Origin of the sequence: Pantoea sp. Nvir (assembly GCF_009829915.1) — a bacterium.
GTDB lineage: Bacteria > Pseudomonadota > Gammaproteobacteria > Enterobacterales > Enterobacteriaceae > Pantoea.
In genome coordinates, this window is record NZ_SZZW01000001.1 from 428,148 (window position 1) to 441,154 (window position 13,007).

Annotated in this window: 6 protein-coding genes; 4 read left to right on the forward strand and 2 right to left on the reverse strand. The window is 41.6% G+C overall.

Annotated elements, in window-relative coordinates; all coding sequences use genetic code 11:
* Positions 1–35: 35 nt before the first annotated feature.
* From groL to sbmA, 3 genes are all read left to right on the forward strand, one after another.
* The gene (gene groL, locus FD729_RS01605) at positions 36–1,685 is read left to right on the forward strand and encodes a chaperonin GroEL (protein WP_159931539.1); all 1,650 of its coding nucleotides are present in this window, start codon (positions 36–38) and stop codon (positions 1,683–1,685) included.
* A gap of 857 nt (positions 1,686–2,542) precedes the next feature.
* A complete protein-coding gene (locus FD729_RS01610) occupies positions 2,543–3,427 on the forward strand; it encodes a sugar phosphate isomerase/epimerase family protein (RefSeq protein WP_159931540.1) in 885 nt (294 codons plus the stop codon).
* 1,237 nt (positions 3,428–4,664) lie between these two features.
* On the forward strand, positions 4,665–5,954 hold the full coding sequence (gene sbmA / locus FD729_RS01615; RefSeq protein ID WP_159931541.1) for a peptide antibiotic transporter SbmA: 1,290 nt from the start codon (positions 4,665–4,667) through the stop codon (positions 5,952–5,954).
* A 334-nt stretch (positions 5,955–6,288) separates the two neighbouring features.
* Here sbmA and gltP read toward each other — a convergent pair whose 3' ends face one another.
* The gene (gene gltP, locus FD729_RS01620; protein WP_159931542.1) at positions 6,289–7,602 is read right to left on the reverse strand and encodes a glutamate/aspartate:proton symporter GltP; all 1,314 of its coding nucleotides are present in this window, start codon (positions 7,600–7,602) and stop codon (positions 6,289–6,291) included.
* Positions 7,603–8,118: 516 nt separating this feature from the next.
* Between gltP and acs the strand changes: the two genes are divergently transcribed.
* Positions 8,119–10,077 (forward strand): acetate--CoA ligase, encoded by a 1,959-nt coding sequence (acs, locus tag FD729_RS01625; RefSeq protein WP_159931543.1) that lies wholly within the window; start codon positions 8,119–8,121, stop codon positions 10,075–10,077.
* Between the two features lie 1,232 nt (positions 10,078–11,309).
* Here the strand turns inward: acs and FD729_RS01630 are convergent.
* Positions 11,310–12,962 carry a Na+/H+ antiporter gene (locus FD729_RS01630; RefSeq protein ID WP_159931544.1) on the reverse strand — a complete coding sequence of 551 codons (1,653 nt, stop codon included), beginning with the start codon at positions 12,960–12,962 and terminating at the stop codon, positions 11,310–11,312.
* Positions 12,963–13,007 lie beyond the last annotated feature (45 nt).

Below are 13,007 nucleotides of genomic sequence, written 5' to 3' on the forward strand. Positions count from 1 at the left end.
TTCACTGAACGAAACGAATTTAAGGAATAATTGAAATGGCAGCTAAAGACGTAAAATTCGGTAATGACGCTCGCGTAAAAATGCTACGTGGCGTAAACGTATTAGCAGATGCAGTAAAAGTTACCTTAGGTCCGAAAGGCCGAAATGTAGTTCTGGATAAATCATTTGGTGCCCCAGCTATCACTAAAGATGGTGTATCTGTAGCGCGTGAAATTGAGCTAGAAGATAAGTTTGAAAACATGGGTGCACAGATGGTAAAAGAGGTTGCCTCTAAAGCAAATGACGCTGCAGGAGACGGCACAACCACCGCTACCGTACTCGCACAATCTATCGTCAGCGAAGGACTAAAATCTGTAGCTGCAGGCATGAATCCAATGGATCTGAAACGCGGAATTGACAAAGCCGTTGTGGCTGCTGTTGAGCAACTAAAAGCTCTTTCAGTGCCTTGTTCTGATTCTAAAGCAATTGCACAGGTAGGCACCATCTCTGCCAATTCCGATGAAACCGTCGGTACCCTGATTGCTCAGGCAATGGAAAAAGTAGGTAAAGAAGGTGTTATTACTGTTGAAGAAGGTACTGGTCTGCAGGATGAGCTGGATGTGGTTGAGGGTATGCAGTTCGATCGTGGTTATCTTTCTCCATATTTTATAAATAGATCAGAAACCGGTGTGGTCGAGCTAGAGTCACCATACATCCTACTAGCTGACAAGAAAATCTCTAATATTCGTGAAATGCTACCAGTTCTGGAAGCTGTTGCTAAAGCAAGTAAGCCTTTGCTGATAATTGCTGAAGACGTTGAAGGAGAAGCTTTGGCAACATTAGTTGTTAACAACATGCGCGGTATCGTGAAAGTAGCTGCAGTGAAAGCACCAGGTTTCGGTGACCGTCGTAAAGCGATGCTGCAAGATATAGCTATATTGACCGGCGGTACAGTAATTTCTGAAGAAGTTGGTATGGAGCTAGAAAAAGCAGTCTTGGAAGACCTAGGACAGGCGAAGCGTGTTGTCATTAACAAAGACACAACCACTGTTATCGACGGTGTGGGTAAAGAGTCTGCCATATCTGGCCGCATAACCCAGATTCGTCAGCAGATCGAAGAAGCGTCCTCTGACTACGATAAAGAAAAACTACAGGAGCGTGTAGCAAAACTAGCAGGTGGCGTCGCAGTTCTAAAGGTGGGTGCAGCCACTGAAGTTGAGATGAAAGAGAAGAAAGCGCGCGTTGAAGATGCTCTACACTCCACCCGTGCTGCGGTGGAAGAGGGTGTAGTAGCCGGTGGCGGTGTGGCGCTGGTACGTGTAGCGGCAAAAATAGCTGACTTGAAAGGCGATAACGAAGACCAAAATGTTGGCATTAAAGTGGCGCTACGTGCCATGGAAGCTCCGTTGCGTCAGATCGTATCCAATACTGGTGAAGAACCTTCTGTTGTTGCGAACAATGTGAAAAACGGCGATGGTAACTACGGTTACAACGCCCAGACAGAAGAATACGGTAATATGATTGACTTTGGTATCTTGGACCCTACTAAAGTAACCCGTTCTGCGCTTCAGTACGCAGCCTCGGTTGCAGGTCTCATGATCACCACTGAGTGCATGGTAACTGACCTGCCGAAAAAAAGTGAGGCTCCTGATTTAGGAGGTGCTGGAGCTGGTGGTGGCATGGGCGGTATGGGCGGCATGATGTAATTAACCCTAACGCTTGTGTCATCAAAAACCCCGACTTATTCTAGTCGGGGTTTTCTTTTACACGAATGAAAGAAAAGGGAGGAAGTGGAATAATGATATAAATATCTTGCGTAGACTGATATCCAATAAACATCAACGTAATGTAAATTACCCCGCTCAGACCATAGGAGTGGAACGTTTTGCTTGTCTGCATCTGTTTTACTACGGCTTTAAGTCATCGATGATGCTACATCTACTTCACGTGCGATAGAGATATTTTCTAACACATGTATTATTCCACACGTATATAATAGCAAGAAGTAACGCAGCGTCGTCTTTGTATAAAGACAATGCGATGCAATCTGTGCAGCGCAGAAATATGATTATTGTCAGCAAATACCGCACTAAAGAAGTATTACAAGCTCGATAGCCAATTATTGCGAGTTTTTAAGTAAGATAACTCTGTTATGAATCACCTGTACCACCGGCAGCATGATTCTAGTTCTCAATAAATCCTCTTATTGCCTTCAGTGTACTCATTTTCAATGTGCCAAAAAGATTGATAGTAATTACTAGGATACGTGACAGCAAACACTTTATTTAGGTCCAATATTTCTATGTACAAGACAACCTTCTCTGCGTAGTATCTAGAGATAAATACTAGACCATTTACTAAAGAAAGAGTTAACTAACTTTTATTAAGATATCAATATGATATAAGGTTAGTTTTTTAGAGTTAGTTTATTAAAGACTAGCAAATTTGTAACTCTTGCTCTCTACAGGCATTGTTTCTGATTTTATGCTCAATAGATGTAGTAAAATACCAAGTTGGTATGGCATTCAACGAAGAACGCTATCTTTGAGATTGGAGTATTAAAATGAAAATCGCTTTTGATGTAGATGTAATTAGAAATATGGGCATCCCACGCATGATTAATCAAGTGGCAGACTGGGGATATAAATATATAGAACAGTCCCCTCATCCGCAAATTAACCCATTCTATAAACATCCTAAAGCTAGCCGTGAAATCATGCGAGAATATAAAAATACGCTAACCGCTACTGGTGTGGAAATATCTTCTTTTATCGCAGTCTATCGCTGGTCCGGTCCTGATGAACTACGTCGTCAGGCAGCGGTAAAAAATTGGAAATGCATGATTAAAATCGCAGTAGAGATGGGTGTACAGGTAATTAATACCGAGCTTTCCGGTAACCCTAATGAACCAGAAATATGTGAAGAAATGTTCTACCGATCAATAGAAGAGCTCCTGCCTATTTTTGAACGCGAGAATATTCGCGTAGAAATTCAGTCCCATCCGTGGGATTTTTGTGAGAATAGCAATGAAACTGCAGACTTAGTAAAATCATTCCGTAGCGATAATATAAAATATGTGTACAGTGTGCCGCATACTTTTTTTTACGATAATGGCAAAGGGGATATCAGACCAATGCTCGAGTATATCGGCGAAGATCTGTCGCATATTTTGGTCGCCGATACCATGAACCATACTAAGCAATGCCGTTATATCGTCAATCCACCTGGTGTGGACGCTACTATCCACCAGCATGTTAGCATCGGCGAAGGCGAAGTCGATTTCGACACACTGTTCCAGACTTTACGTGAAATGGATTTTGCTAATCGTACCTATAAAATTGGTGGCGAATCGATTATTGCTGCTGCTCTCTTTGGCTATCCAGAAAAAATGCAGGTGCAGGCAGTAGAAACGCGCGAACTAATTGAGCGTGAACTACTGAACAGATAATCAGATCACGCATGTTAACAGAAACTCTTTTTTGTCAATTATCGCGTCACTGCACCAATGTAGAGAAGTGACGTAGCATGCATGTTAAATCATGCACTTTCACAACATTGATGATATGAAGGATGCAGTAATAATTACGTAGGATAGAAAGCGCTGAACTTAAAAAATCTCTCTGAGATAATCAGACTAATAAAATAACCTATCACACTGCAGCTCATCATAGTACAAAAAATCACTACCCCGTGACATCACCAGATGAGACGGTTCCTCACCAGCTATATTTAGAACAGTTCTCAAACGACTGATTACTTTCTCTGCATAGTAGGAATGATTGATGTCTTCGTGCCGCATTTTCCACTCATATTAAACTGAATACATAACCCGCATCACCATAAAAATTATTTGTTTATCGTATGTGACCGTACGTCATCAGCTATTTATCGAGCCTATAACTGTGCGGATATTATCATCAATATCTTAGCCGGTCTTTTGGTAACCCAATGTGGTGGTCAATTGTCGAATAAACTAGGTAGAATGCTGCAGTGCAGCAGCAGTAACTTACTTAGTTTCATGGCATGTTTATCCATCTAATACAATTCTATGACCTGAGGTAATGCATATCCTACAAAGCACCTCGCAAGCGATATAAAAAACCTGAATATATAGTAAGTAATAGAATAGACTCACCCCCCCTTTCTTAACAATGTCGTGTTGAACAGCTTCTATACATACTAGTTAATCTCAATAACATAGTATGTAAGGGTCATATGACATCCTGCGCTCTAGCACTTCGACTCTAATACTCCTGAATTGTAATCCTCATCGAGCAATAGAAGTACCCGCCGTAGTTTTAATAAAAAAACTTTTTTAGCAATGCAACTACTGGACTAAGAGTCGTGCACAGAACCACACAGAGGCAGATTCAGCAGTCTAAACAGTGAGCCCTATACTGGCGCTAGCACACTTATCTTTAACAAAAAATCTTCATGTCTACCCATGTTTTCATTCTGGCATGATGTTACTTCAGTACTCCATATAATACGGCATAAAATTTAATTAGTTGTATTAAAATGATTTTTTATACTGATTTAATCATATGGTAAGTCATAGTTTACCGGTAAGAGAGACCGCTAGTACGCACTGTTATGGATAACATCGTATAACAGACAGATAACGATGAAAAACGTTATAAACGGGGTACATGCACTCAACTTACAATCAATAAGCGGGAGAACTTATGTTTAAGTGCTACTTTCCTCGTCCAGTACTGTTTTTCAGTTCGACATTAATCTGGAGTCTGGTCGCAATTTTTGCCTGGTTTGGTTTTGTCGATGACTTACCGTCCCAATTGCCTATGTTGCATGCTACGATGAATCGGCCGTTGCCAACTACAGTAGCACGCTTTATTGCGCCTAGTCAGCTCTGGTTTTATAGTTATTATTGGATCGTTGTAGCAATTTTTGCCCTAGCGTGGCGTGTGTTCGATAACCATTATTGGCAACGCTGGTCCGTCTGGGGATCGGCACTGATTATCTTCGGCACTTGGTTCGGCGTGCAAGTTGGTGTCGGTGTTAATGCCTGGTATGGTCCATTTTACGATTTAATTCAGCAGGCTCTGACTAAAACTGGTTCAGTACCGATTGGTCGCTTTTACGCTGAATTAGAGGCATTTCTTGGCATCGCGCTAATTGCCGTGGTAATCGGTGTGCTGAACTCTTTCTTTATTAGCCACTGGGTATTCCGCTGGCGTACAGCGATGAATAACTACTATATGCATAACTGGCAGCTTCTACGTCATATAGAAGGTGCCGCACAGCGCGTGCAAGAAGATACCATGCGTTTTGCCAGTACTTTAGAGGACTGGGGCGTTAGTTTTATTCAGGCAATTATGACGTTAGTGGCTTTTTTACCAGTTCTAATTGCCTTGTCAAAGCACGTCAAAGACGTGCCTTTTCTAGGTAATGTCCCTTATGCTCTTGTGATCGCCGCACTAATCTGGTCGCTATTCGGCACTACCCTACTAGCGCTAGTAGGGATTAAGCTGCCGGGGCTGGAGTTCCGTAATCAGCGCGTTGAAGCTACCTATCGTAAAGAATTAGTCTATGGCGAAGACGATCCAGATCGCGCTGCTCCTCCAACGGTAAAAGAACTCTTCAGCTACGTACGTTTTAACTACTTCAGGCTCTATTTTCACTATCTCTATTTTAACATCACCCGGATACTTTATCTTCAAGTAGATAACGTATTTGGTTTATTTGTGTTATTTCCTTCAATTGTGACGGGCACTATCACCCTCGGGTTGCTAAATCAAATTACCAACGTTTTTGACCAGGTACGCTCTTCGTTCCAGTATCTAATTAACTCATGGTCCACCCTGGTGGAACTAATGTCGATCAACAAACGGCTACGCAGCTTTGAGATGATTCTGCAGCAGGATATTCAAAATCAAGAAAGTATGCCTCAGCTTTCTGCTAGAAGTGTGCACGCCATTCACGAGTTGCTGGTACGCAAAGGTAAACAAGGTTAACATCAGTAACACTTGTTATCGTCCATCATCAACCACTAATATGCTTTTCACTTTCTTACACGCAACGTTAATAAAGTTAAAACTTCCTTTCTGTAGTATCTAACATGCTTTTAAAGCACCTTTTCAATCGAGTAAATATCTTTTTTCTGTACTGAATGTCACGCATATCCTTACACTCCCTTCTTGCGATTTTTCTCCGTATTTTCACTCCTAAAATAATCAGATGTTAGCTGTTATCTCCATGATCTTTAATCACATTTATAATTCTAATACTACAAGAGATCAGGTTGTGTAAAAAAAGATATATCTAATTTTAAGTAAGTCAAGAAGACAATTAGCCAACTTCTTGAGTACGTAATTTCAGTTCATAGGCCTTTGCCTTCTCAGTATTAAACTGATTTTCCCAACGTGAGATAACTAATACTGCCAACGCGTTACCTATAACATTTAGCGCAGTACGCGCCATATCCATAATACGGTCAACGCCAGCGATGAATGCCAGACCCTCTAAAGGAATACCGACACTTCCTAGGGTCGCCAGCAACACCACGAAGGAAACGCCAGGCACGCCAGCGATGCCTTTTGAAGTAACCATTAACGTCAACACCAAGACAATTTCATCGGTCAGCGATAGGTCGATACCGTAGAGCTGGGCGATGAAGATTGCAGCGATGCTTTGATAGAGCGTAGAACCATCAAGGTTGAAAGAGTAGCCGGTTGGTACGACAAAACTAGTAATTGCTTTTGGCGCACCGTAAGCCTCCATCTTCTGGATAATACGTGGTAATACGGTCTCAGAACTAGAAGTAGAGTAAGAAAGGATTAGCTCATCTTTCAGAACACGCATCAGGGTGGTTATGCGTAATTTGCACAAGCGAGCCACACTACCGAGGATAACGAAGGCGAAGAAAATGATTGCGGCATAAACTAGAAGTACTAATTTAGCTAATGGCCATAACGAGGCAAATCCGAAATTGGCAATAGTAACAGCAATCAACGCAAATATGCCTATCGGCGCATAACACATGATTATATGAGTCACTTTAAACATGGTGTCCGAGACGCATCGAAAGAATTTTACTAGCGGCTCACGACGCTCCGATGGTAGCACCGATAACCCCATTCCAAATATGACTGAAAAGAAAATAATAGGCAGCATATCGCCTTTCACTAGTGAAGTGAAAATGTTTTGTGGGATTAACGAAAGGAGGGTATTCACTAAACTATGTGGTCCTTTTTGCACTGCTTCAGTTGTCGCTTCGTATTTAGAAATGTCCACCGTTACCAACGTTGACATATCAATGCCAGTACCGGGTTGAAACACGTTAGCCAACGTAATCCCGACCACAATAGCAAGGGTAGTAATCACTTCAAAATATATAATAGTTTTTACACCAATACGTCCCAACTTTTTTGCATCACCTACACTGGCGATACCGACAATTAGGGATGAAACAACAATAGGCACGACAATCATTTTGATCAAATGAATAAAAATATCACCTGCAGGACTGAGAAGGTTGTTAATTAACCATTCACGATCTTCTGGCCGATTATGCAACAAAGAACCGAAAACAATACCGAGCATCAATGCTATTACGATTTGCCAAGCCAAGCTTATTTGGAAGCCTTTTTTAAAAATTTTCATAACACGTTATTTCCTCAGTCAAAACTCCTATCTATACGCTTCAAAGGTGCATAGAGGATACACGGAGAAGTGAGCAAAATCCCGATAAATTAGATGGTTATTGCAGGCAGTATCCCGCACGAAAAGTGCAAGACTCCCTACTATTTTCAGACACCGTCTAGTTGAGTTCTGATAAGCAAGAGCGAGATAATTACTATTTTCACTATGGCAAATGCAACCCTTGGCGTGTTCGATTAAAGATAATCCATTCTTATATTATAATATAAGATGTTTTTTAATTAACAACACATAACTTGCCGTTATAAAAATTAATTTATATGAAAATTTCACAATTTAGTTGTAAGTCATTTTATTTCTTTTTATTTACTAAATACACATAGAGATTGCAGTACGTTGCAAAAGATTACCTACTAGCTATACACCCGTGATCTGAGACACAAAAAAGAAACAAAAAACGGCACAAGCTCCCCTGACCATTTGATTGACATATCATTAATTTCTTCAAGGAGGTCTGCCATGAGCCAACAAAAAAAATATAAAATACCTAATAGTATTATCGCAAATGCTCTGCTTACCGCCAAACAATATCAGAGCATGTATCAGCAATCTATAAGCGATCCAGATGCTTTCTGGGGTGAACAAGGAAAAATTCTCGACTGGATAAAACCCTATAGAAAAGTTAAAAATAGCTCTTTCGCTCCTGGCAATATCTCGATCAGATGGTATGAAGACGGGACACTTAACCTAGCTACTAACTGTCTTGATCGTCATTTAAAAAATCGTGGCGATCATCTTGCTATTATCTGGGAAGGCGACAATACTTGCGAAAGTAAAACGCTCACTTTCCGCCAGCTACATAACGAAGTATGTCAATTTGCTAACGTGCTACTTTCTTTGGGGATAAGAAAAGGCGATGTAGTGGCAATTTATATGACGATGGTGCTGGAAGCAGCAGTGGCAATGCTCGCTTGTGCGAGGATTGGTGCAGTACACTCGGTAATTTTCGGTGGCTTTTCACCAGAGGCGTTGGCAGGACGCATGGCAGACTCTAGCGCAAAGTTGATAATTACCGCTGATGAAGGTGTGCGCGCCGGACACACTATCCCGCTGAAGAAAAATGTCGATGTAGCGCTGAGAAGCCCTTGTATTAATAGTGTAAAGAGCGTGGTGGTACTGAAACGTACTGGCCAGCCAATCAACTGGCAAGATGGCCGTGATTTCTGGTGGAATGATTTAATGGATCAAGCTAAAGAGAAGCACACTCCTGCTGAAATGCAGGCGGAAGATCCGCTCTTTATACTTTATACTTCTGGTTCGACCGGAAAGCCTAAAGGCGTTCTGCATACCACTGGCGGATATCTGGTATATGTGGCTACTACGTTTAAATATGTCTTTGATTACCACCCGGAAGATATCTACTGGTGCACAGCAGACGTTGGCTGGGTAACGGGACATAGCTATCTTCTCTACGGGCCGCTGGCATGCGGTGCGACTACCCTAATGTTCGAGGGTGCACCAAACTGGCCAAAACCGAGTCGTATGGCGGAAATAGTGGACAAATATAAAGTTACTCTACTCTATACAGTACCAACAGCAATACGCGCACTGATGTCGGAAGGCGATAAGGCGATTGAAGGCACTAGCCGCCAAAGCTTACGCATTATGGGGTCGGTCGGTGAACCAATAAATCCGGAAGTCTGGGAGTGGTATTACAATAAGATGGGCAGCGGTCGCTGTCCAATTGTCGACACCTGGTGGCAAACCGAAACAGGCGGCTTTATGATCACACCATTGCCAAGTGTTACCGATCTAAAAGCTGGTTCTGTAACGAAGCCTTTCTTTGGTGTGCAGCCTGAGCTAGTAGATGATGAAGGTAATATACAGGAAGGTGTGGCCGAAGGCAACTTAGTTATTACCGACTCTTGGCCAGGACAAGCACGTACTATATTGGGAGATCATGCTCGCTTCGAACAAACCTACTTCTCTACTTTTAAAAATCGATATTTCAGCGGTGATGGCGCACGCCGTGATGAAGATGGTTACTATTGGATCACTGGGCGCGTTGATGACGTTCTAAAAGTCTCCGGGCACCGTCTCGGCACCGCCGAGCTTGAATCTGTGCTAGTTTCCCATCCGAAAATCGCCGAGGCTGCAGTAGTTGGTATTCCGCACAATATTAAGGGACAAGCAATCTACGCCTATTTTACCTTGAACCGCGGTGAAAAATTATCGCATAGTCTTTGCAGTGAGGTGCGAAGTTGGGTGCGCAAAGAAATCGGTCCGATCGCTACTCCTGATATTTTGCATTGCACTGATTCACTACCGAAAACCCGCTCTGGTAAGATTATGCGTCGCATTTTACGAAAAATTGCTATAAGCGATACAAGTAATCTAGGAGATATTTCTACCTTAGCTAATCCAGACGTAGTCGACAAGCTACTGCAGGAGAAGAGCCATATAGATCGCATGCCTTAATATAAAAACTACTGGAAGAAAATCTTTCTTTTTTTATTGTCCTTTCTTTATACAGATTCAATATATTTTGAAGTCATAGATTAATGTATCATTAGGACTTGATCGCATAGGCACATTAATTGGCTACTTTAACCTATAATAAACAAATGCGCAGTTTCTAATAAGAAAAAATAAGAAAAAACATAACTACAATTATTTTGCTCTGCTACTTGTTTATTATACAGATTTCTTTGTCCTATTGATCGCCTTTATGCTTTGCTAACTCGATACAATACAATGGTAGGTTTGCTCTGCTTATTAAGCAGGTCCTCCTAAAGATACTACAATAAAATTGCATTTTCTCTGTCTGTGAGTTCTCATCTGCAATTTTTCATACTGGCAAATACTATATAATCCACATATTAATAATAAGGTGTAAACATGTGAGTGGGAGTACCACACTGCTAGTTAGCATCGCTCAATCGGAAAAGGTCATTCTATATGAAAGGGATATGATTTTCAAAGAACCGATTAATAATTAGCATAGGAAATCTCATAATCAACGATATAATCAAAATGAAAATTAGCTATCATCAACGTATATTGATAGAATATATACTATTAATTTTCAAAGATTATTTGAAGATTACATCAGGTAGGAATTTCACGAAATCTGAAAGATCCGTACAGGCGGTATTTTAATGATGTATATCATTTGCTAATCGTGCCCGCAGAAAGCATTGAAAATCTCCAACACTATAATTTTTTATATATTAAAAATCATAAAGGCTAACCATTTCAGAAATAGAATCAACTTGTTATCGTGCAACGATAACAAAACGCCATTCTTATTATATCATTGTAAAAGAATTCAAATGTTCTCGGGGACAGCGACAAGAATTAACTCCCCCCAATATAAATTGTTAACCCCAGTCCCAGTCCCATGTAGATGATTATTATGCTCAAGTAAAATTATTTTTGCAGTGTATACCAACGCAGTATATCACCTTTAGTAAAGAGGATATAATAATAATATCCTGCTCCTGCGTCTTCAGGAAAGCCTATTTACTAGCTGCTGAATCAGTAAGTCATATTTTAACGTCTTTTGGATTTACCGAGACTGCAATGGATATTAGAAGTGATAAAATAAAAGGAAGCTATCTATCACGTAATAAACAAGCTTAGATAGTATGCTATTGTGAATACTAGAATGATGCAATGCCGCGTCTATCAGTTTTAACGCGGCTTAGAGCTTATTGTTCTTTTTCTATCAATAATGCTTCTAGTAGATCAAGATCACGTAATAGAAGATGCATGTTGTCATCAGAAATTTGCTGCGTCGCGCGTAGGTGATAGACTTCAGCACGCTCGGCACGTAGCGCAGTCAAACGAAACCGACGTTCCAAGTTTTCTGCAAACAGAGCTTGCTCTAGATCACTCTTGCCATCAGCGCGTCGGCGCAAATTGCCAATCACTCGCAAACTTACCTCTTTAAGTAATTCAGGATCAATATTCTCCTTGGTATCAATTTCCAACCTCTCTTCCATTTTATGGAGACTCTTAATCGCTACACTTGCCATCACCGCACGAGCATTTTGCAGCTCGTGATGATGATTTCCAGCTTTATCGATACCATCCACGTTGCGTAACAGCAGCGGGAGTATTACAACACCCACTAGTAGTGAAAAAAGGATAACACCGGTGGCAATAAACACTAGTTCATAGCGCGCTGGAAAAGGCTTACTGTTAGCAAGAAATAACGGGATAGAGAGAACACCAGCTAAGGTAATTGCGCCACGCACCCCTGCGAAAGAGGCAATGAGCAACTCACGTAGCGAATAATTGGCGAACTCCATTGGTTTTTTTTTCAATATGCGTTTGCTAAGACGCTGCATAATCCATAACCAGCTGAAACGTACGACTATAAGGGCCACATAAACTATAATGATATCAGTAAAGAGCATCCAGAGCTCAACATTTGGATCAGCATTAGCAGCGTTAATAGAGGTGCTTATAATATCTGGCAGTTGCAAACCAAGCATCAGAAACACCATACCGTTAAAGACAAACTCCAACATCTGCCAGACACTATTGGCGCGTAGACGCATCGCTAGTGGCGCCTGCCTAATGATGCCTGATCGGGTAATGGTCATTCCCGCCGCAACTGCCGCCAAGATACCGGAGACACCTAGGTGTTCAGCAATTAGATACGATGCGAACGGCAGTAGTAGAAGAAACACTGTTTGCGTTGCCGGATCGTCCCCGCTCCAGCGACTCAGCAATCGCAGTGATTTACCATAGAGCCAGCACACTGTGACGCCGGCTACCAAACCACCAATCGTTACTTTAAAAAATTCAATGCTAGCGCCGCCCCAAGTGAATACTATAGTGCCCATTGCTACTGCAACAGTGAATTTCAACGAAACTAAACCGGATGCATCGTTCATTAGGGCTTCACCCTGTACCACAGACATGATTTTTTTTGGAATGCGTCCTTCACCAACAATACCGGAGAGGGCTACTGCATCCGTCGGCGATAACACTGCTGCTAGTGCAAAGGCAGGAATGAGTGGAATACTAGGCACTGTCCAGTAAATCAGATATCCGATGCCTACCACAGTAATGAGCACTAGCACTAAGGCTAGACCAATAATTTCCCGGCCATGATGTAAGAATTCTCTGATAGGAGTTTTCCAACCATCAGCAAAAAGAAGCGGAGGAACAAATAGCACAAGAAAAAGTTCAGGGTCAAAATCAACATGCAGCCCGAATGTCGGCCAGGCAAGCAATGCCCCGGCAAGGATTTGTACCAGAGGCAGAGGGATCTGAAATGGTAAAATACGCGCAGCAACCCCGGATAGCGATACCACTAGTGTCATAATGAGAATAGTGAAAAAAATTTCCATGCTTTCCTTAGGACAATTGTAAAGTCAAAATAGTGTTATGAAAAT